This is a genomic window from Kitasatospora sp. NPDC086009, assembly GCF_044540385.1.
Lineage (GTDB): Bacteria > Actinomycetota > Actinomycetes > Streptomycetales > Streptomycetaceae > Kitasatospora.
On the sequence record NZ_JBITSA010000021.1, the window covers coordinates 26,177 to 50,023 of the forward strand.

Genomic DNA, 23,847 nt, shown 5'->3' on the forward strand with positions numbered 1-23,847 from the left:
CGCCCGGAGCGTCCGGGGGCGCTCGCCGGGGGGGACGGGAGACCGCCGGTCCGCGGACCGGCGTGCGGGGGGGCGAGGAGACCGGCCGGCCGTGGGTCGCCCCGGTGGGACCGTGGGACCGTGGGTGGGTGGCGTGGTCGGTGGCGCCGACCGGGGGGTGCGCTCGCGGGGCTGTGCCGCCGGTCCCGGCGTGGAGCCGGTGGGCACCCGGCCCGCCGGTCGGGAGCCCCGACCGGCGGGAGGTGCCGCGGGCCGTCGTGCGGTGGCCGGCGGCGGGTGCGACGCGTGGTGGGGCGTCCTCACCGCCCGAGACGGGCTCCGTCAGGGGGTGCGGCGGGCGGTGAGGGGGAGCAGGGCGGCGAGGACGGCGGCGAGCGCGACCGAGGTGAGGGCGAGCGGGAGTCCGACGGCGTCGGCGAGGAAGCCGATCACCGGCGGGCCGATCAGCATGCCGCCGTAGCCCAGGGTGGAGGCGAGCGCGACGCCCTGCGGGCCGCCGGTGGCGCCGGCCTGGGCGATGGCGAGCGGGAAGATGTTGGCCAGGCCGAGGCCGACCAGCACGAACCCGGACAGCGCGAGCGGTACCGAGGGCGCGAGTGCGGCCAGCAGCATGCCGGCCGCGGCGGTCAGGCCGCCGAGGACGATCACCCGGTTCTGGCCCAGCCTGATGGAGAGCCAGGTGCCGCCGACCCGGCCGCTGGTCATCGCGAAGGCGTAGGCGGCGTACCCGGCGGCGGCCGTGCCGGCACTGGCGTGGACGTCGTCGGTGAGGTGCAGGGTGGTCCAGTCCGCGATGGCGCCCTCGCCGTAGGCGCAGCAGAGCGCGGTGAGGCCGAGCAGCAGGACGAGCAACCGGGCGTGCGGCACCCGGGCCGGCTCCTCGGGGGCGGCCGGGGCGGCCGGAGCGGTGGGGGAGTCGGGGGAGGCGGGCGGGGCGGGGGAGTCGGCCTCCCGGCCGGGGGCGACGAGCGGCGCGGCCGGGCCGCGAAGCAGGACGACGCCCGCGCCCGCGGTGACGGCCAGGCCCAGCAGGCCGCTCAGGGCGAGCGCCCACGTGGTGGTGAGGGTGCCGGCGAGCAGGCCGCCGACGCCCGCGCCGAGCAGGCCGCCGAGGCTGTACCCGGCGTGGAAGCTCGGCATCACCGGGCGGCGCAGCTGGGCCACCAGGTCGACAGCGGCGCTGTTCATCGCGACGTTGGCGCCGCCGTACCCCGCCCCGAAGAGCAGCAGGACGCCGCCGAGCGCCGCGACCGAGTGGGCGTGGGCGGGCAGCGGGACGGCGAGGCTGAGCAGCGCCAGCGAACCGACGGTGACCGGTCGCGAGCCGTACCGGAGGCAGAGCCGGCCGACCAGGGGCATGGTGGCGACGGCGCCGGCCGAGACGCAGAGCAGGGCGAGCCCGAGCGCGCTGTGGGAGGCGCTGACCTGGCTGCGGATGTCCGGGATGCGGACCACCCAGGCGGCGAAGAGGAAGCCGTCGACGGCGAAGAAAGCGGTGAGTGCGAGCCGTGCCGCGCCCCAGGGGGTGCCGGAAGCGGCCGGAGTGCTGCGAGACTGGAGGGACGGCCGGTCGACCCGGTCATGGACGTGGATTTTGTTTCGGAGCGGCACAAAGTAACAATAGGGCCGTGCAGCTCACTCCATCAAGTCCGAAGCCCGGCTCTGGGGCCGACCACGACGCCCAGCGTGACGCCCACCGCCGCTCGGCCCCCGATCGCGGTCGCACGCTGCTCGGCCCGGCGCTCTCGCTCATCCACACCGGCCAGACCCCCACCCGCTCGGCGCTCACCCGTGCGCTGGACGTCACCCGGGCCACCGCCGGAGCGGTCACCGCGGAGCTGGAGGCGCTCGGCCTGATCACCGTCGACTCCCGGCCGGCCGGCGGCGGTCGCGGCCGCCCGTCGCACCGGCTGGCCATCGACCCGGCCGGTCCGGTGGTGATCGCCGGCCAGATCCACGCCGACGGGCTGAGCGTCACCCTCGCCGGACTCGGCGGACTGCTCGATCCGCCCGTGCACCGGCCGCTGCCCGCCGCCACCGACCCGGTCCGGATGCTGCGCGCCGTGGCCGAGGCCGGCGCCGAACTGGCCCGCCACAGCAGCCGCCGCTGCCTCGGTGCCGCGCTCGCGCTGCCCAACCCGGTCACCGAGCCGGACGGCACCGCGCTCGCCGCCCTGCACTTCGCCTGGCCCAGCGGCACGCCCGTCGCCGACCTGTACGACGTCGAGGTCGGCCGCGCCGACAACGGCCCGCTCGCGCTGGACCCGCTGCCCACCGCGATCGCCAACGACGCCAACCTCGGCGCCCTCGCCGAGTACCGGCACGGCGCCGGCCGGGGCGCCCGCCATCTGCTGCTGGTCACCTCCGGCCACCGGGGCGTCGGTGGCGCGCTGGTGATCGACGGCCGCCTGCACACCGGGAGCGCCGGGCTGGCGCTGGAGGTCGGCCACCTCACCGTCGACCCGCAGGGCCGCCCCTGCCAGTGCGGCAACCGCGGCTGCCTCAACGCCGAGACCGACCCGGACGCGCTGTTCGCCGCCGCCGGGCTCACCCCCGACCCGGACCGCCCGCTGCTCGACCAGGCCGGCGAGCTCTGCCGGGCCGCCGCGACGGACGAGCGGGCCCGGGCGGCCGTCGAGCACGTCATCGACCGGCTCGGCCTCGGACTGGCCGGCGTCGCCAACATCCTCAACCCGGACCGGGTGGTGCTCAGCGGTCTGCACCTCGATCTGCTGGAGGCCGCGCCGGAGCGGCTGCGGGCGGTGGTCGCCGAGCGCAGCCTCTGGGGGCGCAGCGGCCGGGTGCCGATCGTGGGCGCCGAGCTGGCGCACGGCGCACTGGCGGGCGCGGCCGAGCTGGCGTGGCGGCCCTACCTCGCCGACCCGCAGTCGGTGCAGGCGGGGGCGTAGCAGGGCGGGTGGCGGCGGAGCGCGACGAGGCCCGGTGGCCGTGGATAAGCGGAAGCTGGGGCTACGAAAACCGTCACTTATCGTGACTCTCGTACACTCGTAGTGAGCAACCGGGGGGTTCGAGCGAGGAGAGTGACGATGGGTGCGCAGCTGAGTGCCGAACGGACCGAGGACGTGGACCGCTCCGACGCGGCCTACCGCGGCTGGCTCAAGGAGGCGGTGCGCAAGGTCCATGCCGACGCCAACCGCTCGGCCGACACCCACCTGCTCCGGTTCCCGCTCCCCCTCGACTGGGGCATCGACCTCTACCTCAAGGACGAATCCACCCACCCCACCGGCTCGTTGAAGCACCGGCTGGCCCGCTCGCTGTTCCTGTACGGGCTCTGCAACGGCTGGATCCGGCCCGGCAAGCCGGTGATCGAGGCGTCCAGCGGCTCCACGGCCGTCTCCGAGGCCTACTTCGCCCAGCTCATCGGCGTGCCGTTCATCGCGGTGATGGCCAAGTCCACCAGCCAGTCCAAGATCGACCTGATCGAGTTCCACGGCGGCGAGTGCCACCTGGTCGAGCGCTCCGACGAGGTGTACGCGGCCTCCGCCCGGCTCGCCGAGGAGACCGGCGGCCACTACATGGACCAGTTCACCTACGCGGAGCGGGCCACCGACTGGCGGGGCAACAACAACATCGCCGAGTCGATGTTCGCCCAGCTGCGCCTGGAGCCGCACCCGGAGCCGGCCTGGATCGTCGCGACCGCCGGGACGGGCGGGACCTCGGCGACCATCGCCCGGTACGTGCACTACATGCAGTACGACACCCGGATCTGCGTCGCCGATCCGGAGAACTCCTGTTTCTTCGAGGGCTGGGTCGGCCACGATCCGGACGCGGTCTGCGAGAGCGGCTCGCGGATCGAGGGGATCGGCCGGCCGCGGATGGAGCCGAGCTTCGTGCCCGGCGCGATCGACCGGATGATGAAGGTCCCGGACGCCGCCTCGATCGCGGCCGTGCGGGTGCTGGAGCAGGTGCTCGGCAAGAAGGCCGGCGCCTCCACCGGGACGGGGCTGTGGAGCGCGCTGAAGATCGTCGCCGAGATGCGGGCGGCCGGGGTGCGGGGCAGTGTGGTCACCCTGATCTGCGACCCGGGCGACCGCTATCTCGACAAGTACTACTCGGACGACTGGCTGGCCGGGGAGCGGATCGACATCGCGCCCCATCGGGCCCGGCTGGAGTCCTTCCTGGCCGGCGGGGCCTGGACCGGCTGACCCGCGGCGGGCGTCACCCCTGCCCCTGGCATTGCCGCGGGCGGGGGTGGCGCTGCTCTTTTCGTGGCTCTATTGCCTAGCGCTGCTAGAGTCGATGTCATGTCAATCCAGGAGCGCCGCGGGCGCGAACGCGCCGAGCGTCACCAGCTGATCATTCGAACCGCCCGTGAGCTGGCGGAGTCCGAGGGCTGGGAGGCGGTGACGACCCGCCGGCTGGCCGAGCGGATCGAGTACAGCCAGCCCGTGCTCTACAGCCACTTCGCCGGCAAGGACGCGATCGTGGCCGCCGTCGCGCTGGAGGGCTTCGCGGAACTCGCCGCCGAGCTGCGGGCGGTCACCCGCGGGGCGGCCGGGCCGGCCGGGGCCTTCCGCGCCGTCGCGGGCCGCTACCTGGCGTTCGCGGCGGCCAACCCGGCGCTCTACGACGCGATGTTCGTGCTCGCGACGGACCTGCCGTTCGGCCGTCCGGACTCGCCCGCCCCGCTGAAGGAGGCGTTCGCCGCCCTCGCCGGACCGGTCGCCGAGGTGGCCGGGGCCGAGGACCCGGAGCCCTTCACCGAGGTGGTCTGGGCGGCCCTGCACGGCCTGGCCACCCTCGCCCGGAGCGGCCGGCTCCGGCCGGACCACGCGGAGCCCCGCCTCGCGCTGCTGGTGGACCGGATGCTGGGCGACGAGGCGGCCGCGGAACGCGGCTGAGCGCGGGGGCCGCGCGGAGGTCCACCTGCCCGGGCGGACGACGGTCAGGGCAGGCGGGCCGTCGGCAGGTCGGCGGGGACGAGCAGTTGCAGCTCCTCGGTCGACGGATCCGCGAGGTGGGCGACCCGCATGGCGTGCCGCTCCACCATCGTCTCGAAGACCTGCCGCGCGGTGCGCCCGTTGCCGAAGTTGGGGCCGCGCTCCAGCGTCCCGAAGTGCAGGAGCAGCGCGCCCTCGGTCGCCTCGGCCAGCGCGTACTCGTGCTCGGCGCACTGCGCGCGGGCGATCTCCAGCAACTCGTCCGCGGAGTAGTCGGGGAAGGTGATGGTGCGGGAGAACCTGGACGAGACACCGGGGTTGGCGGAGAGGAAGCGTTCCATCTCGGCGGTGTAACCGGCCACGATGACGACCACTTCGTCCCGGTGGTCCTCCATCAGTTTGACCAGGGTGTCGATCGCCTCCCGGCCGAAGTCCCGGGCCCCGTCCTCGGGTGCCAGCGCGTACGCCTCGTCGATGAAGAGCACGCCGCCGCGCGCCCGGTCGAAGGCGGCCGCGGTGCGGATCGCGGTGGAGCCGATGTGCTCGCCGACCAGGTCCACCCGGGCCACCTCGACCAGGTGCCCGCGCTGGAGCACCCCGAGCGAGGCCAGGATCTCGCCGTAGAGCCGGGCCACGGTGGTCTTGCCGGTGCCGGGGGCCCCCGTGAAGACGAGGTGGCGGCGGAGCGAGGGGGCCTTCAACCCGGCCTGGCGGCGCCGGCGCCCGACCGCGATCAGGTCGATCAGGGTCCGGACCTCCTGCTTGACGGTGGCCAGGCCGACCAGCGCGTCGAGTTCGGCCAGCGCCTCGTCGGCCGGGCGGCAGTCCGGGATCGGCCCGATCGCCGAAGGCGCCGGCAACGCCGGTGCGGTGGCCGTCAGTTGGGCGGCCCGTGCGGTCCGTGCGGCGCGGGGGGCCGGCAGCTCGGCGGCCGGAGCGGCCGGGGCGACGTCGTCCGACGTGCAGGCCTCCACCACCGGGCCGGGTTCGGAGAACTCGAAGCCGGCCCGTTCGTTCTGCTCGGCCCGGCAGCGGGTCAGCACGGTGCGGCAGCCGTCGATGATGTGGAAGCCGAAGCCCTTGCCGTGCGAGACCCGGCAGTCCTCGAAGGTGCCCCGGCCCTGGGCGGAGACGTAGACGCCGGCGTCCGAGCTGGCCCGGACGGTGCAGTCGCGCAGGACCGGGTCGGCGCCCTTGGTGACGATCACGCCGGTCGCGACGTCGGAGATCTCGCAGTCGGTGAGCAGCCCGCCGCTGCCGTGGTCGCGGAACCAGAGCCCGGTGCCGGCCTCCTGGACCCGGCAGCCGCTCAGCGTCACCCCGGCGCCGCCGCTGACCGAGACGGCCGAGCTGCGGATCCGGCTGAACGAGCAGCCCTCGGCGGTGGCGGCGGAGTCGCGGTCCAGCACGAAGAGCGCGTCCGGCAGGTCGTGCAGCGAGCAGTCGGTGAGGGTCAGCCGGGCGCCGTCGCTGACCCAGAGGGCCGGGTACTCGCCGGTCGAGCTGTGGATCTCGCAGGATTCGGCGATGGCTTCGGTGCCCTGGTCCCAGACCGAGAGCGCACCGCGCCCGAAGTCCCGCACGGTGGTGCCGGCCAGCGTGAGCCGGGCCCGGCCGCGCAGGTCGGCGCCGTTCTCCGGCAGGTCGTGCACCCGGCAGCCGGTCAGGACGAGTTCGGCCTCGCTGTCCAGGGTGATCCCGTTGCCGGTGACCCGGTGGATGTCGCAGTCGACCAGCCGGCCGCCGGCGTGGGCCTCGGCCTGGACGCCGCTGCCGCGGATCTCGTAGATCTCGCAGCCGGTCAGCTCGGCGGCGCTGCCCGGGTCGGTCAGGAGCACCCCGGCGCCGGTCGCGTGGTGGACCCGGCAGCGTTCCAGCGCGGCCGTGGCTCCGCCGAGCACGGCCAGTCCGGCCTGTCCGGCGGCGGCGACCTCGCAGTCCTCGAAGGCCGCCGCGGTGCCCTCGCCGCGCAGCCGCAGGCCCAGCCCGGCGGGGTTGGCGACCACGCAGCCGCGCAGGGTGGGCCGGGCTCCGCCGGTGACCTCGACGCCGGTGGCCGAGCGGGTCTCCACCCGGCAGCCGCCGAGCGCGGGCGTCGCCTCCGGGCCGGTGATCAGCACGGCCGGGAGGGAGCTGTCGCTGCCCTCGATCACCAGGTCGCGGACGGTCGCGGCAGCCGTGACGGTCAGCGGGACACCGCTCGGGGGGTCGATCCGGACCGTGCCGGGGCCCTGCGCCGGGACGATCGTGACCGGCTTGTCCAGGACGAGGTTCTCCCGGTAGGTGCCGGGTCGGACGGTCACGGTGTCGCCCGGCTCGGCGGCCGCGAGGGCCTCCGTGAGGGTGTCGTACTCGCCGGCGCGGCGACGCCAGCGGGAGGCGCTGTCCTGGGTGACTCGGACCCTGTGCTCAGCCATGACGGTCTGTCGTCCCCACCTTCATCGAGCCGGCGATCCCATCGGGCCGCACGCGCGGGGTGCGCGGGTGGCCCGCCCACCGTAGCGCGCCCGCGACGGTGCTCCGGCCGCCGGCGGTCGGCCCCGGGCGGGGACCGTTCCGGGTTCCACACATGTTTCAACGAGCGCACACAGTCGGGGTTCCGAACGCGGCGCCGGCGCGGCCGTGTCCGGCGACGGCGCATCCGGGGCGCGGAGCGGCGCCCGGGGCGGCGACAGGGCGGTGTACGGAGGGCCGTTCGTGGCCAAGGCCGGGGCGCCCGGGCCCTCGGAGGGGCCGGCCCACCGGGCGACGGCCGCGCGGACCGCGGGTCCGCCGGCGGCGCGGGCGGGAGGGGCGCCCGCCGCTCGCGGGCGCCCCCGGCTCACACCCGTTCGTCCGCCGGCCAGTGCGCGCCGCCCTCCAGCAGCTCGACCTCGTCGCCGAGCCGGAGCGTGCCAAGCACGTCGCCCCCGACGCCGGCCGGGCGCTCGGGGATCAGGTTCTGCCCGAACGAGGCCTTCTTCAGCAGCCGGTGGTGCCGGGCCAGGGTGCGCAGCGGCTCGGGACCGCGCCGCTCGCCGCTCTCCTGGTCGGTGGTGGTGACCACGCAGCGCCCGCACGGCTTGACCACCTTGAAGGTCAACTCGCCGATCCGGATCCGGCGCCAGCCGTCCTCGGCCCACGGCTCGCTGCCGGAGACGACCACGTTGGGGCGGAACCGGGCCATCGGGAGCACCTCGTGGCCCTCCGGGTGCTCCTGTGCGATCAGCGCGTTGAGCCGGTCCAGCGAAGCGGTGGTGGTGAGCAGCAGCGGGAAGCCGTCGGCCATCGAGACGGTGTTGCCGGGCCCGCCGAACTTCGGGTCGACCGGGCGGGCCCGGGGGTCGTCCAGGTGCACCAGCCGGTAGTCGCCGTTCAGCTGCTCGGCGATCCAGAGCTGGGCTTCCTTGGCGGCCTCGGCGGCATGGAACCGGGCGCCCCAGACCTCGACCTCGGCGACCGGGTCGCCGGCGGCGGCGCCGGGCGCCGGAACCTCGATCCGGGAGCCGCCGGGGGCGGTCAGCACCAGCGTGCCGTCGGCGGCCGGTTCGGCGCGGATCAGACCGACGGCGGTGTCGTCGCGCTGGCTGACGAAGCGCCCGGTGGCGTCCACCAGCATCCAGCGCCGGTCGCCGGCCAGCCCCCACGGCTCGACCCGGGCATGCTCGGGGCTCAGGCGGTACATCGACTTGACGGGGTGGATGTGGAGTCCGGTGAGCAGCATCCCCCCATCCTGCCAGTTCCCCCCGGGAGCCCGGCGTCCCGCCCTCCGCGGCCGCCCGGGGCCGGAACGCGCACGGACCGCCCGGACGCCGTGGGGTGGCGGTCCGGGCGGTCCGTGGATGACCCGTTTCTCCGTACGCCCGGCGCGGGATGACGTCGGGATCGTGCTCAGGTGCTGCGGGCGGGGGCCGGGTGGGGCCGGCCGGGGGTGTCGGTCAGTAGCCCTGCCCCTGGGGCTGGTAGCCCTGCTGGAACTGGGCGGGCTCGCCGTACGGGCCCGGACGCTGCGGCTGCATCGGGCGGACCGGGGCGACCGGGGTGACGGCCGGGCGCAGCTGCGCGCCGCCGAACCCCTGCTCGCCGCCCTGGCCCTGGAAGCCGCCACTGTTCTGGCCCGGGGCGCCGAAGGACTGCTGGCCGCCGAAGCTCTGCTGCCCGCCGAAGCTCTGCGGGCCACCGTGCGGCTGACCGCCGCCCTGCGGCTGGCCGCCGAAGGAGCCGGGCGCGCCCATCGGCTGCGCGCCGAAGGTCTGCTGGCCGCCCTGGCCGGCCCCGACGAAGGTGTTCTGGCCGCCGAAGCTCTGGCCGCCGGAGGGCTGGAAGGCGCCGCCGCCGGTGGCCTGCGAGAAGCCGGGGGCGGGGGCCTGCGGCCGCTGTGCGGACAGGTACGGCTGGGGGGCGCCGTAGCCGGGGGCGGGCGGCTGGGGCGCGGAGGCGTACGCCGGTGCGGGCTGCGCCGGGATGTACGCCGTGGCGGGGCCGGCGGAGGGAGCGCTGCTCGGGCCGGGGCCCAGGGCGAGGCGCGCGGGCGGCAGCGCGGGGAGGTTGCTGCCGGGGGTGTCGTACCCGGTCGCGTACCGGTTCTCGTAGGACTGGCCGAGGCTTGATCCGTAACCGGACGACAGTGCCGGCGGCAGGGCGGCCGGCACGTTGATGGGCGCGATCTGCGGGACACCGCGCTCTGCGACGAGGCTGTCGTAGATGGGCGTGCCGGAGGAGAAGGACGGAGGGGGGTAGCCGACTCCGTCGTAGGAGCGGGGCGAGGTCATGGGGCATACGGTAAGCCCACAATGCGCCTGCTGAGGAGAGTGGGAGGGCGAGCAGTTCGAGTGTTTACACAGTCTTCGCTCGCACAAAAGTTTCGAAAGTGCGAAGAACGGACATTCCGGCGACGACTTCCGGCCAGCTTCGGACCGGGGTGCGCGGTCGAACAGAGCCCGGACTGGGCTGGTGAAGCCCCGTGCGGTGACGGGCCGGTGGACGGTTCCGGGCCGGGCGAAGAAACTTTTGCGGTCAGGGCGTGCGCCGGCGCATTCAAGCCCCCGCCGACTGCGCGGCGAGGGCTCGTGAATGTTTCGGGGATAAAGTCACGGTGAGAGCCGCCGGGCGTGGCAGAACCCGAGGTCAGCGCACCTGGAGCGGCTCCGCCGCGGACTGCGCCGGGAAGCCCGGCCGCCCGGCCACCTCGGAGGTGCAGAACGAGCAGCGCACCGCCGCCGCCGGGATCGGGCTCAGGCACTCCGGGCAGTCCGCCTTGGCCACCGGGGCGGGCTTGGCGCCGTCCAGCCGCGCCTGCAGCCGGCCGACCGGGACCACCACGATGAAGTAGATCACCGCGGCCACCAGCACGAAGCTGATCAGCGCGTTCACGAAGACGCCGTACGGGAAGTTCGTCCCGGCCACCGCGAAGGTCTTCTGCGTGAAGTCGCCGACGGCGCCGCTCGCGACCCCGATGAGCGGGGTGAGGAACGCCGTGACGAACCCGGTGACGACAGCGGTGAACGCGGCACCGATGACGATGCCGACCGCGAGGTCCACGACGTTTCCGCGCAGCAGGAAGCTGCGGAATCCCTTGAGCACCGGGTGACTCCAAATCCGTACGGGGGAGGGTGAGATGGGACCGCGGGCCCCGGCCGGACATCCTGCCGACCGGGCGGGGTCGCGGTCCAACCGCGTTCACCCGATCCGCCTAACGGGACGCGGCCCGGTCAGGCGGCGCGCAGACGCTCCGCGTACGGCTGGATCCGGACTACCGCTCCGGCGATCCGGCGTACCGTGGGCGCGTCCATCTGGGTCCAGAGCGGCACCGTCAGCACCGAGTCCGCCAGCCGGTCGGTCAGCGGGAGCGACTCGGCCTGGCCGAGGTGGGCGTAGGCCCGCTGGCGCTGCACCGGCGGGTGGAAGTAGCGGCGTGAGTCGATGCCCTCCGCCCTGAGCGCGTCGGCGAGTTGGCGCGCGCTGAGCCCGAACGCCGCGGCGTCCAGGATGAGCGTGAGGTCCTTGAAGGTGGACACGTCGCCGTCCTCCGGCAGGGCCAGCCGCAGCCCCGGCAGTCCGGCGGTCACGGCGGCGAACTCGGCGACGAGTGTGCCCCGGTGGACCACCCGTTCGGGCAGCCCGGCCAGCCAGTTGAGACCGACGGCGGCGTGCAGCTCGCTCATTCGGGCATTCAGGCCGGGGAACAGCGTGTCGTAGTCGCCCGGGTTGCCGTAGTCGCGGGCGGTGCGCAGCCGTCCGGCGAGCGCTGCGTCCCGGGTGGCGACCAGGCCGCCCTCACCGGCCACCGCGACCTTGGTGGGGCTCATCGAGAACACCTCGGCGTAGCCGAAGTTGCCGATCGGCACACCGCGGCGGCTGCTGCCGAAGCCGTGCGCGGAGTCGTACACCAGCGGCACGCCGGCCGCGTCGGCGACCTCCTGGAGGCGCTCCACCTGGCAGGGCGTGCCGTACACGTGGGTGGCCATCAGCGCGGCCGGGCGGTCGGCGGCGGCGAGCCGGGCGGCGGCGTCCTCGGGGTCCAGGGTGATGTCCCGCTCACGGGCCTCGGCGAACACCGGGGTGCCGCCGGCCCAGTGCGCGGCGTGGGCGGTGGCGGAGAAGGTGAAGCCGGGCATCACCACCGGCCGGCCGTCGGCCACACCGGCCGCCTGGAGCACCAGCATCAGGCCGGCGGTGCAGTTGGAGACGGCCACCACGTGCGGCACGTGCAGCAGTTCGGCGGCGGCCTCCTCCAGCTCGGCGACGGTGCGGCCGTTGGTCAGTTGCCCGCTGTCCAGGACGGCGCCGAGCCGCTCCAGCAGGGTGGCGCGGTCCGGGACCTGGACGCGGGTGAGCGGGAGCCCCTCCGGGAAGGCGGGCGTGCCGCCGAGGGCGGCGGGCAGGGCAAGGGTGTCGGTGGTCATCAGATACCTCCGTGGGTAGTCCGGTGCTCGCCAGTGGCGGGGAGTGCGAACGGGGCGGTGGTGTCCGCGAGGTCGGCGGAGCCCTGGAGCCGGGCGCCGGGACGGGCCGGAGCCGGGGCGGGGGGAGGGGTCAGGGCGCGGTGGATCCCCCTCGGGACGGCGCCGCCTCCCCGGGCTCCCGTCCGCCGAGCCGGACGGGGTGGGGCCCGGGCGGCCGCCGCCGGCCGCCCCACTGCCCCGGCGCCACCCGCCAGACCGGCGGCGGCCGGCGCTCGGCGGCCCCCCGGGCGGCGGTGGAGGCGGCCGGGACGACCAGCAGGACCAGCACCAGGGGCAGTACCTGGACGCGTTCGCGGGACAGGATGCCCATGTTGTTGATGGTCGAGAAGGCCCAGCAGAACAGCAGCGTGTAGACGGTGGTGAAGGCGACGTAGGACCGCCGCACGAAGAGCCGCGGCACTCTGCTGAGCTGCGGCCAGCTCCGGATGAACATCACCAGCAGGGCGAAGCACTCCACCGACTGGATCAGGTTCTGGATGTTCGAGGCCTCGAAGGGGAAGGGCCGGAAGAGCACGCTGACCACGGCGACCGGCAGCCCGGCCGGATTCAGGCTGAATCGTGGCGCGGCGTCCTCCGGGGCGGTCGCGCTGATCATCGAGTTGCCCTGGCTGGTGCGCCGCGAGGTCTCCGAGAGCACCTGGTTGACGGCGTCGCCGCCGGTGCCGTCGGTACCGAAGAAGGTCGAGACCTGTTGCAGCATCAGCACCGCCATCGCGCCGAGCACCACGGCGGTCAGGATGGTCCGCAGCGGTCCGAGCGCGCTGGCCTGCCGCGGCCGCTCGCGCAGCACGTAGGCGACCAGCAGGCCGGCCCCGGCGAGCGCGGTGACGTGCGGGCGGACCATCGCGGTGCCGACCGAGCCGAGCGCGATGCAGGCGAAGGCGCCGAACCGGTGGTCCAGCAGCCGGGCGGTCCCGTAGGTGGTCAGGCCCAGGCAGAACATCATCCAGGCGTCCTTGCCGATGCTGGACGGCCAGAACAGCAGCGAGGGCAGGAAGAAGACCAGCTTGGCGTACTTGCGGGTGTCCGCCTCGGGGAAGGCGATCTGCAGGGCCCGCCAGAACAGCAGCAGTCCCCAGAAGCCCAGCCAGGAGAAGACCAGGAAGCCACCGATCAGCGACGGCCCGGTGATCGCGTAGACCACCCCGGTGACGATGATGACGAACCCGGTGCCGGCGACCTTCATCCCGAGGTCGTAGTGCACGCCGGCCAGCAGGTCGGCCTGCCCCAGGTAGGTGGCGAGCTCGGCGCCCTTCTGGTGGTACATCTTGGCGTCGGCCGCGCCGCCGTACAGCACGAAGGCCATCAGGTAGCGGGGGAAGGCGCAGAGCAGCTTGGCGGTCATGGCCAGCATCAGCAGCCGGAACACGTCCCGCTCGGGGTTGGCGGCGGCGATCCGGGCCAGGACCGGGGTGCCGACGGCCATCAGCACCGGCAGGACCAGCAGCGCGCCCCAGGTGTCGTACGAGGTGTGCACCATGGCGACGACGAAGAGCGTGACGTAGGCCGTCACCAGGGTGGCGGCGACGGCGGACGGCCAGGGCACCCGGGCCCGGACGGCGGCGACGGCGGACGGCCGGGGTGTGCGGCGCGGCACGGCCCGGGCCGGAGCCGGCCGGGGCATCAGAAGACCTCCAGGTCACCGAGGGTGAACCGCCAGTCGGGCAGGGTCAGTGCGGTCCGGCCGGTCGGGGTGCGCGCGGCGAGCGTCATCCCGGTGCGGGGGGCCCGCAGGAAGCCGGAGCGCAGCGCCGCGGCGGCGGCCTCGGTGCCGGGGGAGAGGTGCGTGGCGACGTGGTCGCAGCCGGACTCGCGGGCGGCGGCGCGCAGCAGCCGGGCGGCGCTGTCCCGGTCGCCGGGGCGGACCAGGACGTCGGCGAGGGTGAACTCGGCGAGCGGGCCGCGGCGTCGGGGCCGGCCGACGGCCAGGCCGGTCAGCTCGCCGCCCCGGTGGCAGGTGAGGACGCGGTAGTCCAGGCCGGGGGCCTCGCCGTAGCGCCAGCGCAGGAACTCCGGGGTGCGGAGCACGGCGAGGCGGGGATCGGCGCGGTCGGCGGCGGCCCGCTCGCGCAGCAGCTCGGCCAGCGGGCCGTCGGCGCCGGCCATCGGGTCGCCTCCGGAGCCTCGGGAGGAGCCGGTGGCCGCGTCGGGAGCGGCCCGGCCGGCGGTCCGGTTCTGGCGGTCGGCGGTGGTCGGGCCGTCGGGAGCGGCCCGGTCGGCGGTCCGGGGCGGGTCGGGGAGCGTCACGCGGCCGGCGAACCACGACCGGGCGGTGGGCAGCCCGCAGGCCGGTGGCGCGGCCGCACCGGCCGGGGTGCGGGCCAGCGCCGCCCGCACTCCGCGGGCGAACGCGGCCGGGCGGACCGGGCGCAGGGCCACCGGTACCCGGCCGAGTTCCTGCCAGCCCATCTTCCGGTACCCGGGCAGGCTGTTCCCGTTGGGCGTGTTGAAGACCAACTCGGCCTCACCGGCGACCTGTCCGAGCAGGTCCAGGGTGAGCCGGCGGAAGATCCCGCGGCCCCGGAAGTCCGGGTGGGTCGCGGTGTCCACCGGCCGGACGGCGGTGACAGTACGGCCGGTGGAGCCCTCGTGCCACTGCCAGCGCAGGAACAGCCGCACCCCCGCGAGCCGCCCCTGCGGGGTCTCGGCGACCAGGCCGGGGCTGGCGCCGAAGGGCCCCAGCCGGTGCTTCCAGTCGAAGAAGTCGGCGGTGCGGGTGCCGGTGGGGCCGCCGGCCAGGGAGGCGGTCAGCAGGTCGAGCACCGCGGGGAGGTCGTCCTCCGCGAGCGGGCGGAACGTCAGCTCGGCAGGGGCGGGCAGGGCACTCACGTCCGGACTCGCTCTCCGTTCGGTGGTAGCAGCCTTCGGGGGACCAGGGGGCTCAGCGCCGCAGCACCTTCTCGTACACCGCCTCCACGGCCCGCTGGGCGCCCGCGACGTCGAAGCGGGCGGAGCGCTCCCGCGCCGCCGCCCCGAGGCGTTCCCGCAGCTCCGGGTCGTCGGCCAGCCGGCCGAGCGCGGCGGCGAGGGCGACCGGGTCACCGGGCTCCACCAGGAGGCCCTGCTCGCCGTCGTCGAGCACCTCCGGCATGCCGCCGACCCGGGTGACCACGGCCGGCAGGCCGCTCGTCATCGCCTCCATCAGGGCCACCGGCAGGCCTTCCTGACGGGAGCTCAGGGTGAAGACGTCCAGTCCCGGCAGCAGTGCGGGGACGTCCGGGCGGGAGCCGGTGAACAGCACGCTGTCGGCCACCCCCAGCTCGGCGGCCCGGGCCCGCAGCCGCTCGTCCAGCGGCCCGGCGCCGATCACCACCAGCCGGGCCGGCGGTCGGCCGCGGCACAGCTCGGCATGGGCGGCGAGCAGCGTGGACTGGTCCTTCTTCGGTGTCAGGTTGCCGACCGTGCCGACCACGAACGCGTCCTGCGGCAGGCCGAGTCCGGCCCGCGCGGCGGCCCGGGCGGCCGGTCCCTGCGGGGCGCCGGCCAGGTCCGGGCCGTGGTGCACCACGTGCACCCAGGCACCGGGCCGGCGGCGCGCGGCCGGGATGGTCCGCTCGACGGCGTGCGAGACGGCGATCACCGCGTCGTTGCGCCGGTAGGTCAGCGCGTTGGCCCAGCGGGTGGCCGGGCGGTAGCGGTCCCAGACGTTGTGCTCGGTGTGGACCAGGCGCGGCGCGCCCCCGCCGCCGAGCCCGTACGACAGCAGCCGGGCGGCGGTGGCCGGGACGGGCATGTGGGTGTGCACCAGGCCGTAGCGGCGGTCGGCGAGCAGGCGGCGCAGCCGCAGCGGCCAGCGCGGGTCGGCCCGGCCGGGCGCGCCCGGCACGCCGCCCAGGCAGTGCACCCGCACCCCGGCCTCGGTGAGCGCGGGGGCGAGCGCGTCCTTCCAGGGCAGTACGTAGGCGACCTCGACCTCGTAGCGCGAAGCGTCCACCTGGCGGGCGCAGTTGAGCAGCAGCTGCTCGGCGCCCCCGCGGCCGAGGCCCTTGGCCAGCCAGAGCACCCGGGTGCGTCCGGTCACCGCTCCTCCGCCTCGCGCAGCAGGGCCGGCTCGCCCGGGTCGCCGCCGACCGCACCGGCCTTGGGGCCGTGGCCGTTGACGCCCGGACCGGCGTCGGGGCGGGTCCGGCCCGGTCCGGCGGCGTCACGCCGGGCCCAGCTCGGCGCCGCCCGCTCGGCGCCCCACTCGGCACCCCGCTCGGCGCCCCGGTCCGCACTCCGGTCCGCACCCCGGTCCGCGCCCCACTCGGGCCCCCGGTCCCGGCCCCGGTCCCGGCCCCGCTCCAGGGCCCGGTCGGGGGCCCGGTCCACTGCCGGCGCGGCCGGGCGCGGCAGGGTGGACGGGGCGGCCCGGCCGCCCGGTGCCGCCGGTCCGTTGACCGTCCCGGTGCGCCGGCGCCGTCCGCCCGGGCCGAAGCTGGCGAGCAGCGCCACCCCGGCCACCGGCACCCCGGTCCGGGAGAGCAACTCGGCTACCCGGTCCGCCTGTTCGGGGGTCACATTGCCGCTGCGCACGGTGACCAGCACCGCGTCGGCGTGCTGGACCAGGTCGTAAGCGTCGTTGGCGTGCAGCAGCGGCGAGGTGTCCACCAGGATCACGTCGGCGTGGCGGCGGGCCCGGCGCAGGACTTCGGCGGCGCGCAGCACCAGTGCGGCCGGGTAGGCGGTGGTGTTGCCGCCGGTGATCAGCGAGACGCCCGCCACGTTGGTCGGCCGGATCAGGTCGTCCAGCTCGCCGAGCCGCTCGCCGCTGAGCAGCTCGGCCATCCCCGGACCGCCGCCCACGCCGAGGTGGGCGTGCAGCTGCGGGTGGCGGAAGTCGCAGTCCAGGACGAGCACTTCGCGACCGGTCTCGGCGAGCGCGGCGGCCAGGTTGGCGACGGTGGTGGTCCGTCCGTCCCCGCTGCCGCCGGAGGCCACCAGCACCACGGGTGCCGGGTCGGCGGGCCGGCGCGGGGCGGGCTCGGCGCGCTCCCACTCGGCGGGCCCGGCGGCCGAACGGCCGAGCGCGTCCGGCCCGGTGAGCAGCAGGGTGGAGCGCAGCGAGCGGTACGCCTCGGCGGCCGGGTCCGAGGGGCGGGCCCGGACCAGCGGTTCGCGCAACCGCCTCAGCCGGCGGGAGAGTTGCGGCACCTCGCCGATCACCGGCAGGTTGAAGCCCTCCTCGACGGCGTTGCGGGTGCGCAGCCGGGTGTCCATCCGGCTGAGCATCAGCGCGGCGACCACGCCGAGGCCGAGGCCGAGCGCGACCGCCAGGCCCAGCCGGACGTTCCGGCTGGGGGAGGAGAGCAGGTTGCCGGCGTTCTGCCGGGCGTCGATGCTGCCCCACTGCTGGATGGCGTCGGTCTGGGCGCCGTTCTGCAGCTTGCTGATGGCGGTCAGCGTGGCGGTCAGCGAGGTGGACGCGGCGGTCAGCTTGGGCTGGAGCTTCGGCTGGTCGCCGGCCGAGGAGCGGTTGAACTGCTGCTGGATGTCGTCGAGCTGCTTCTGCTGGGCGTCCGCCTGCGCCTGCAGCTTCCGGACCGTCTCGGCGGCGCTCTTGGCGGACTCGTCGCTGAAGCCCTTGATGATCGCGGCCGAGTAGGCGGCCGCGAGGTCGGAACAGGACTGCTGGGTCGGCCCGGTGGTGGCGATCGAGAGCATCTGGGCGCTGTCGGCCGTCACGGTCCGGCGGGCGATCACGGCGGCGGCGTCGCCGATGCCGAGCTGGTGGGCCGCCGCCGTCGCGACGTCCGAACCCTGCGCGTACGAGAGCACCTGGTCGGCCCGCACGGTGTCGCCGGCCCCCGCGACCGGCGTGATGGCGACCTTGCACTTCCATTTGGCGTTGTCCACCGTGTCACCGGTGGGGGTCAGCAGCCAGCCGACGACGAGTGCGGCGAGCGTGCAGCCGACGAGCAGCCGCCAGTACCGCCGCAGGACGGTGAAGTGGTTTGCCGGTTCCACCGGTGGGATCCCCTCGCGTTCGTGGTGCGGTGGTGCTGGTGAGCTCCCCTCGGGAGCGCGGCGGTCCGGGTGCTGCTGCCTCTGTCTGTCCTGCGCCACGCTCTCGGCCCGGTGGAATCCCTCGCCCGATGTCGCAACTCGCCCCCTGACGAACCGCTGCCCGACCCGCCCCCCTGAAGGCTCGCTCCCCGCCGACCCGCGCCCGGCGGCGCAGCGGTGCCGGGCCCCGGCCGGCCCGGTCGGGGCCGCGCCCCCGCCCACGCCGGGCCACGCCCACGCCGGCCACGCACCGGCCGCCGGTCATCCTGCGATGCTTGCCGAGCCCCGACGTGCGGCGCAACCGCTTTGGCGATACTGGGACCGCCCGATGACCGGGACGGCGCCCGGGACCGACGGGATCCCGTCAGATCGTGCGCAGGCGCAGTGAGCGCTCGTAGAACCCGACCATCTGCGCCGACACCTGGTGCAGGGTGAACGAGGTGAGGAACCGCGCCCGCGCCGACTTCGCCCGCACCCGGGCCGAGGCCCGGTCCTGCACCGTGTCGACCAGCGCCGCCGCCAGCGCGGCCGGCTGCTCCGCCGGCACCAGCCGGGCGTAGTCCTCCGAGCCCACCGTCTCGCGCAGCGCCGGCACGTCCGCGCAGACCAGCGGCACGCCGACGCCCATCGCCTCCATCGCCGCGCTGCCCAGCCCCTCCCAGCGGGACGGCACGGCGAACGCGTCGGACGCGGCCATCAGGTCGAACACGTCGCCGCGCGGCCCGAGGAAGCGCACACCGCCCGCCGCCTCGGCGAGGGCCGTGAGCCGGGCCGTCTCGGTGCCCTCGCTGCCGGCCAGCAGCAGCACCGCGTCCGGCTCCGCCCGCAGGACCGCCGGCCAGGCCTCCAACAGCACGTCCAGGCCCTTCTGGTACTGCTGGCGGGCGGCCGCGAGCACCACCGGCGCGTCCTGCGGCAGGCCCAGCGCGGCCCGGACGGCGGCCCGCCGCTCCGGGGTGACGGTGCCCAGCAGCTCCGGGTCCCGCCCGCGCGGCACCACGTCGATCCGCTCCCGCGGCACCCGCAGCCGCTGCGCCATCGCGCCCGCGACGTGCCTGGTGAGGGCGTGGAACCGGCGGGTGCCCTGGGCGGTCACGGCGTCCACCGTCTGGGCGGCCCGCACCTTCCAGGGGCTGAGGCCGCGCGCGTTGAGGTGCTCCGGCCCGTACGCCGAGTTCACCAGGCTGGAGACCACCGGCGTACGCGCCGACAGCGCGGCGGCCCGGCCGAGGACGTCCGACTCGTACAGCGTGGTGTGGACGAGGTCCGGGCGGCGTTCGCGGACCAGCCCGCGCAGCGCGGCGAGCGTCCGCCCCCGGGTGGCCCGGCCGACGCCGAACACATCGGCCCCCGCTCCGGTCAGCTCCGGCTGGAAGCCCCCGGGCGAGTCCTTGAGGTACGCGACGTCCAGCTTCACCCCGGACCGCACCAGTTGGGGGGCCATCGCCACCAGGCCCTGCTCGGCCCCGCCGACCCGGCTCACGCTGTCGATCACATAGAGCACATGCACAGGCCAACCCCCGCCCTCCGGGGCGCGGCCGGTCTCCCGTGCCGGTCGGCACCCTGACTGCCGATCAGCATCGCAGGTGGCGCCGCCCGCCCGCCAGGTATTCGGCCAGGAGCCTCCCGCCGCCCCGGGCGGTCGGGGGCGGCCGGGGGCGCGCACCGGGGCGCGCGCCCGACGTCGGCGGCCTACGACGGCAGCCGACCGGCGCCCGACAGGGGTAACCGCGCTGGCGCACGGGCCACCGCCGGGTTGTGCGAAGGGGCTGCCCCGGACGCCCCCCTGTGCCAAGGTCGTTCCCATGCCCGACGCGACACCGGCGAAGACGGCCGGAACCCGCCCCCGCATCCTGCACGTGATCACCGACCCGCGCCGCCGCGGCGCCCAGAACCTCGCCCGGGACCTGCACCGGGAACTGCGCCGCCGCGGCCAGGCCTCCGCCCTGCGGGCCCTCGCCCCGCACCCCGACGCGGCCCCCGACGCACCCGACACCCTCGCCACCACCGTGCTCGGCCGCGCCCGGCTGCACCCCGCCACCCTGCTCGCGCTCCGCGCCGCCGCGCGCACCGCCGACGTGGTCGTCGCGCACGGCTCCGCCACCCTCCCCGCCTGCGCCCTCGCCCTGGCCGGCACCCGCACGCCGTTCGTCTACGTCTCCATCGGCGACCCCCGGCACTGGACCGCGAGCCCGCTGCGCCGGCTGCGCACCGGCGCCCTGCTGCACCGGGCGGCCGCCGTCACCGCCCTCGCCGACGAGGCCCGCACCCTGCTGCAGGAGCGCTTCCGACTGCCCGCCGGCAAGGTCCGCACCATCCCCAACGCCCGCGCCGCCGACGGCTACCCGCCCGCCGGGAGCGAGCGCGAGCGGCGCGCGGCCCGGCAGGCGCTCGGCCTGCCCGCCGAGGGGCTGCTGGTCGCCTGGATCGGCGCGATCGCCCCGGAGAAGCGGCTCGACCTCGCCCTCGACGCGCTCGACCGGCTCCCCGACGTCCGCCTCGCGGTGGCCGGCGACGGCCCGCAGCGCGCCGCCCTGGAACGGCACCCGGCCGCCGCCCGGGCCCAGTTCCTCGGCACCCTCGCCGACCCGGCCCCGCTCTACCGGGCCGCCGACGCCCTGCTGCTCACCAGCGACAGCGAGGGCGTCCCCGGCGTCCTGATCGAGTCGGCGCTGGCCGGGCTGCCCGCCGTCGCCACCGACGTCGGCTGGGTCCGCTCGGTGGTCCGCGACGGCGCCACCGGCGCGCTGGTCGCCCCCGGGGACCCGGTCGCGCTCGCCGAGGCGCTGGCCAAGGTGCTGGCCGGCGACCGGACGGCGCTCGGCGCGGCCGCCCGGGAGCACGTGCTGGCGCACTGCGAACTCGGCGTGGTGGCCGACGCCTGGCAGCGACTCTTCACCGACCTCTGCGGCCGCTGACCCGCGCGGACGGCAGGCGCCGGCCCCGGGCCGGTCCGCCGGTACGGACGCCGTCCGCGCCGCCGTTCGCACCGGCCCCCGGGCCGGGCTGCGCCGATCGGGCGAATCGCGGCCCGGCCCCCTCGGGGCGAGTGGCCGTCGACGATCCGTCACCGCCACACTGCCCGGTGTGAAATCGCTGCTGAGGTCCACCGTCCTGCTCGCCGTCGCGACCGGGATCGCCGCGTCCCCCGTCCAGGCCGGCGCGGCCACCACCCACCAACCGTCCCGCGAGGGCTCCCAGTCCGTCCGCGTCGACCAGCTGAAGCCGGTGCGCGAGAGCGCCCGCACCGAGGCCGTCGAGTTCTTCTGGTACGACTGCGGCCACTCCCAGCAGCTGGAGCAGCCGCTCCAGGCCTGGGCCGAGAAGCACCGCTCCGACGTCAACCTGCGCCGGGTGCCCGCGATCTGGCCGGGCAGCCCCGAGGAGCGCACGCAGCGCGGCCACGCGCGGCTCTACTACACCCTGGAGCGCCTCGGCCTGGTCGAGCGCCTCCAGACCAGTGCCTTCCGCGCCGTCCACACCGACGACAAGGACCTCACCACCGAGGACGCCACCACCGACTGGGCGGTGCGCCAGGGCGTCGACGAGCGGACCTTCCGGGACGCCTACCGCTCCGACGACGTGCGGCGGGCCGTCGACGACGCCGCCGCGATGTTCGTCCAGAACAAGATCAACGAGCTGCCCACGGTGATCGTCCAGGGCGAGGAGCGCACCACGCCGACCCGGGCCGGCGGTGTCTCGGCGATGCCAGACGCCCTCGACCGGCTGGTCGAGCAGGACCAGCAGCGCCACCCCCGCGGCTGACCCCTCTCCCGACCGACCGATCACCTTCACCGAACCGACCCCCGGCGACCACACCCTGTGCCAGAGTGGACGCCGGGCCGCGCCGCCGGGATCGAGAACTGCCGTGGTGGCGGGCCCACTTCTCGATACCGGCGGTACCGGAGAGGGCAGGGGTCCGTGGGGGGACAACGCGCGCAGCTCGTCGACGAGCGCGACAGCCAGACATCGGCCGCGTCGTGGCGGCCCGCCGTCGCCGACGGGCCGCCACCCGACCTGGTCTTCAAACGACGGCTGCGCCCCGCACAGGTGGCCCGGGAGCTGTGGGGCGCGCGGGAGCTGGTGCGGGCCCTGGCCGAGCGCGACCTGCGCGCCCGCTACAAGCAGGCGGTGCTCGGCTTCGCCTGGGCGGTGCTGACCCCGCTGGCGCTCTGCGCCATCTTCACCCTGGTGTTCCACCGCGCCGTGAAGATCGACACCGGCGCGGTGTCCTACCCGCTCTTCGCCTACGTCGGCCTGATCGTCTGGCAGTTCTTCAGCAACACGATGAACCAGGGCGCGCTGAGCCTGGCCAACAACCTCAGCCTGCTGAACAAGGTCTACTGCCCGCGCGAGGTCTTCCCGCTGGCCACCATGCTGGTCGCCAGCGTGGACATGGTGATCGGCGTCGGTGTGCTCGGCCTGCTCTTCCTGATCTTCTGGACCGCCCCGGCCGTCACCTTCCTCTGGGTGCTGCCGCTGCTGCTCATCCAGTTCGCCTTCACCTACGGCGTCGCGCTGATCCTCTCGGTCGCCGTGGTCTACCTGCGCGACGTCCGCCACCTGCTGCCGATCATCACGCAGATGGGCGTCTTCGCCACCCCCGTCGCGTACCCGCTGGCGCAGATCCCGCAGCGCCTCCAGGAGATCTACGTCGGCTTCAACCCGCTGGGCGCCGTCATCGAGGGCTACCGCGGTGCCCTGCTGTACGGCGACGCGCCGGACGTCACGCTCACCTCGATCGCCGCGGTCTCCTCGCTGGTGTTCCTGGTCGGCGGCTACCTGCTGTTCAAGAAGCTGGAGACGGGGATCGCCGATGTCGCCTAGCCCGACGCACCCCCTGGGGACCATCCGCACCGACCGGGTGTGGAAGCGCTTCAAGGCCGACCAGCAGCGGATGCTGCTGCGCGACAAGGTCGACTCGATGGCCCGTCGGCTCCGCGGTGAGAAGGGCGAGGAGTGGCGCTGGGCGCTGCGCGACATCAGCCTGCACATCGAGCCGGGCGAGTCGGTCGGTCTGATCGGCTCCAACGGCTCCGGCAAGTCCACGCTGCTGAAGATGCTGACCCGGGTGATGTACCCGTACGGCGGCGTGATCGACGTGCGCGGCCGGATCGGCGCCCTGATCGAGATCAGGGCCGGCATCCACCCCGACCTGACGGGCAGGGAGAACATCTACCTGTTCGGAGCGTTGCTCGGCCTGCGCCGCCGCGAGGTGGCCGGCCGCTTCGACGACATCGTGGAGTTCGCCCGGCTCGGCGGTGCGATCGACCGGCAGGTGAAGTTCTACTCCTCCGGCATGCAGATGCGCCTCGGTTTCGCCGTCGCCGCCTACCTGGAGCCCCATGTGCTGCTGGTGGACGAGGTGTTGGCGGTCGGCGACGCCGTGTTCCAGCAGCGCTGCCTGGACCGGATGCGCGAGGTGGCCGAGCAGGGCACCACCATCGTCTTCGTCTCCCACGACCTGCCCGCCGTCGAGTCCATCTGCCGGCGCGGGATCTGGCTGGAGCAGGGTTCGGTGCGGGTGGACGCGGGCATCAAGGACGCCATGGCGGGCTACCGGGACTCCATCGAGGCGCAGTCGGAGTCCGGCGGTCGCACCGGCGAACCGCTGCGACTGCTCGAGCACGCCGTCCGGGGCGAGGACCGCGACAGCCTGACCACCGACGAGCCGATGACGGTCGAACTGACCCTCGGCGGCGACTACCGGGGGGACGCCACCCTGCACCTGGGCGTCAGCGAGGGCACCTCCAGTCCGATCTTCCAGATCAGCCACGAAGTCCGGCTCACCGGGGAGGACCACCAGGTCGCCTGCGTGATCCCCCGGCTGCCGCTGCCGCGCGGCCGCTACACGCTCTGGGCCGGCGTCTACAGCATCGGCCGGACCGACGGCGGTACCCTGATGAGCTGGCACTCGGTCGGCCAGTTCGACGTGTTCGGACCGATGCTGGACTCGCCGCCGCGCGCGGTGGTGCTGGCCGCGCCGGTGTTCGTCCCGCACCACTGGGAGGAGTGAC

The 23,847-nt window shown here is 75.4% G+C and carries 18 protein-coding genes; 7 read left to right on the forward strand and 11 right to left on the reverse strand.

Going from position 1 to position 23,847, the window contains the following annotated elements; translation table 11 throughout:
- Nucleotides 1-321: 321 nt before the first annotated feature.
- The gene (locus ACIF6L_RS33190) at nucleotides 322-1,611 is read right to left on the reverse strand and encodes an MFS transporter (RefSeq protein ID WP_396491321.1); all 1,290 of its coding nucleotides are present in this window, start codon (nucleotides 1,609-1,611) and stop codon (nucleotides 322-324) included.
- 116 nt (nucleotides 1,612-1,727) lie between these two features.
- Between ACIF6L_RS33190 and ACIF6L_RS33195 the strand changes: the two genes are divergently transcribed.
- The 3 genes from ACIF6L_RS33195 (at nucleotide 1,728) to ACIF6L_RS33205 (ending at nucleotide 4,862) form a co-directional block, all read left to right on the forward strand.
- On the forward strand, nucleotides 1,728-2,909 hold the full coding sequence (locus ACIF6L_RS33195; protein ID WP_329492355.1) for an ROK family protein: 1,182 nt from the start codon (nucleotides 1,728-1,730) through the stop codon (nucleotides 2,907-2,909).
- 138 nt (nucleotides 2,910-3,047) lie between these two features.
- Nucleotides 3,048-4,166 (forward strand): PLP-dependent cysteine synthase family protein, encoded by a 1,119-nt coding sequence (locus ACIF6L_RS33200; RefSeq protein ID WP_396491322.1) that lies wholly within the window; start codon nucleotides 3,048-3,050, stop codon nucleotides 4,164-4,166.
- A 99-nt stretch (nucleotides 4,167-4,265) separates the two neighbouring features.
- A complete protein-coding gene (locus tag ACIF6L_RS33205) occupies nucleotides 4,266-4,862 on the forward strand; it encodes a TetR/AcrR family transcriptional regulator (protein WP_352294361.1) in 597 nt (198 codons plus the stop codon).
- 44 nt (nucleotides 4,863-4,906) lie between these two features.
- On the opposite strand, the gene ACIF6L_RS33210 is transcribed toward ACIF6L_RS33205, so the two are convergent.
- The 10 genes from ACIF6L_RS33210 to ACIF6L_RS33255 form a co-directional block, all read right to left on the reverse strand.
- The gene (locus ACIF6L_RS33210) at nucleotides 4,907-7,318 is read right to left on the reverse strand and encodes a right-handed parallel beta-helix repeat-containing protein (protein ID WP_396491323.1); all 2,412 of its coding nucleotides are present in this window, start codon (nucleotides 7,316-7,318) and stop codon (nucleotides 4,907-4,909) included.
- Nucleotides 7,319-7,722: 404 nt separating this feature from the next.
- Nucleotides 7,723-8,604 (reverse strand): MOSC domain-containing protein, encoded by an 882-nt coding sequence (locus ACIF6L_RS33215; protein ID WP_396491324.1) that lies wholly within the window; start codon nucleotides 8,602-8,604, stop codon nucleotides 7,723-7,725.
- Nucleotides 8,605-8,818: 214 nt separating this feature from the next.
- Nucleotides 8,819-9,652: a DUF6643 family protein gene (locus ACIF6L_RS33220; RefSeq protein ID WP_396491325.1), complete on the reverse strand. Its 834-nt coding sequence runs from the start codon at nucleotides 9,650-9,652 to the stop codon at nucleotides 8,819-8,821.
- A gap of 355 nt (nucleotides 9,653-10,007) precedes the next feature.
- Nucleotides 10,008-10,463 carry a large conductance mechanosensitive channel protein MscL gene (gene mscL, locus ACIF6L_RS33225; RefSeq protein WP_352294355.1) on the reverse strand — a complete coding sequence of 152 codons (456 nt, stop codon included), beginning with the start codon at nucleotides 10,461-10,463 and terminating at the stop codon, nucleotides 10,008-10,010.
- Nucleotides 10,464-10,591: 128 nt separating this feature from the next.
- The gene (locus tag ACIF6L_RS33230) at nucleotides 10,592-11,785 is read right to left on the reverse strand and encodes a DegT/DnrJ/EryC1/StrS family aminotransferase (RefSeq protein WP_396491326.1); all 1,194 of its coding nucleotides are present in this window, start codon (nucleotides 11,783-11,785) and stop codon (nucleotides 10,592-10,594) included.
- 130 nt (nucleotides 11,786-11,915) lie between these two features.
- Nucleotides 11,916-13,469, reverse strand: a complete 1,554-nt coding sequence (locus ACIF6L_RS33235; RefSeq protein WP_396491327.1) for a hypothetical protein — start codon at nucleotides 13,467-13,469, stop codon at nucleotides 11,916-11,918.
- Nucleotides 13,469-14,674, reverse strand: a complete 1,206-nt coding sequence (locus ACIF6L_RS33240) for a GNAT family N-acetyltransferase (RefSeq protein WP_396491328.1) — start codon at nucleotides 14,672-14,674, stop codon at nucleotides 13,469-13,471. Before ACIF6L_RS33240 ends, ACIF6L_RS33235 begins: the two co-directional genes overlap by 1 nt.
- 52 nt (nucleotides 14,675-14,726) lie before the next feature.
- On the reverse strand, nucleotides 14,727-15,866 hold the full coding sequence (locus ACIF6L_RS33245; RefSeq protein WP_359837265.1) for a glycosyltransferase: 1,140 nt from the start codon (nucleotides 15,864-15,866) through the stop codon (nucleotides 14,727-14,729).
- On the reverse strand, nucleotides 15,863-17,791 hold the full coding sequence (locus ACIF6L_RS33250; protein WP_396491329.1) for a CpsD/CapB family tyrosine-protein kinase: 1,929 nt from the start codon (nucleotides 17,789-17,791) through the stop codon (nucleotides 15,863-15,865). Before ACIF6L_RS33250 ends, ACIF6L_RS33245 begins: the two co-directional genes overlap by 4 nt.
- 403 nt (nucleotides 17,792-18,194) lie before the next feature.
- Complete coding sequence (locus ACIF6L_RS33255; RefSeq protein ID WP_396491330.1) at nucleotides 18,195-19,334, reverse strand: glycosyltransferase family 4 protein; 1,140 nt, start codon at nucleotides 19,332-19,334, stop codon at nucleotides 18,195-18,197.
- A gap of 301 nt (nucleotides 19,335-19,635) precedes the next feature.
- On the opposite strand from ACIF6L_RS33255, the gene ACIF6L_RS33260 reads away from it, so the two are divergent.
- From ACIF6L_RS33260 to ACIF6L_RS33275, 4 genes are all read left to right on the forward strand, one after another.
- Nucleotides 19,636-20,748 (forward strand): glycosyltransferase family 4 protein, encoded by a 1,113-nt coding sequence (locus ACIF6L_RS33260; RefSeq protein WP_359808406.1) that lies wholly within the window; start codon nucleotides 19,636-19,638, stop codon nucleotides 20,746-20,748.
- A 169-nt stretch (nucleotides 20,749-20,917) separates the two neighbouring features.
- A complete protein-coding gene (locus ACIF6L_RS33265; protein WP_359808404.1) occupies nucleotides 20,918-21,595 on the forward strand; it encodes a thiol:disulfide interchange protein DsbA/DsbL in 678 nt (225 codons plus the stop codon).
- A 156-nt stretch (nucleotides 21,596-21,751) separates the two neighbouring features.
- Nucleotides 21,752-22,657, forward strand: a complete 906-nt coding sequence (locus ACIF6L_RS33270; protein WP_329490818.1) for an ABC transporter permease — start codon at nucleotides 21,752-21,754, stop codon at nucleotides 22,655-22,657.
- Entirely contained in the window at nucleotides 22,647-23,846 is a 1,200-nt protein-coding gene (locus ACIF6L_RS33275; RefSeq protein ID WP_396491331.1) for a polysaccharide ABC transporter ATP-binding protein, read from the forward strand. The genes ACIF6L_RS33270 and ACIF6L_RS33275 overlap by 11 nt, the downstream gene beginning before the upstream one ends.
- Nucleotide 23,847: the final 1 nt, after the last annotated feature.

What these genes read in the sequence shown, in the direction of transcription:
- ACIF6L_RS33235 (WP_396491327.1), bottom strand. Translation starts at nt 13,469, where the DNA reads ATGCCCCGGCCGGCTCCGGCCCGGGCCGTGCCGCGCCGCACACCCCGG.
- ACIF6L_RS33230 (WP_396491326.1), bottom strand. Translation starts at nt 11,785, where the DNA reads ATGACCACCGACACCCTTGCCCTGCCCGCCGCCCTCGGCGGCACGCCC.
- ACIF6L_RS33215 (WP_396491324.1), bottom strand. Translation starts at nt 8,604, where the DNA reads ATGCTGCTCACCGGACTCCACATCCACCCCGTCAAGTCGATGTACCGC.
- ACIF6L_RS33200 (WP_396491322.1), top strand. Translation starts at nt 3,048, where the DNA reads ATGGGTGCGCAGCTGAGTGCCGAACGGACCGAGGACGTGGACCGCTCC.
- ACIF6L_RS33220 (WP_396491325.1), bottom strand. Translation starts at nt 9,652, where the DNA reads ATGACCTCGCCCCGCTCCTACGACGGAGTCGGCTACCCCCCTCCGTCC.
- ACIF6L_RS33210 (WP_396491323.1), bottom strand. Translation starts at nt 7,318, where the DNA reads ATGGCTGAGCACAGGGTCCGAGTCACCCAGGACAGCGCCTCCCGCTGG.
- ACIF6L_RS33260 (WP_359808406.1), top strand. Translation starts at nt 19,636, where the DNA reads ATGCCCGACGCGACACCGGCGAAGACGGCCGGAACCCGCCCCCGCATC.
- ACIF6L_RS33275 (WP_396491331.1), top strand. Translation starts at nt 22,647, where the DNA reads ATGTCGCCTAGCCCGACGCACCCCCTGGGGACCATCCGCACCGACCGG.
- ACIF6L_RS33205 (WP_352294361.1), top strand. Translation starts at nt 4,266, where the DNA reads ATGTCAATCCAGGAGCGCCGCGGGCGCGAACGCGCCGAGCGTCACCAG.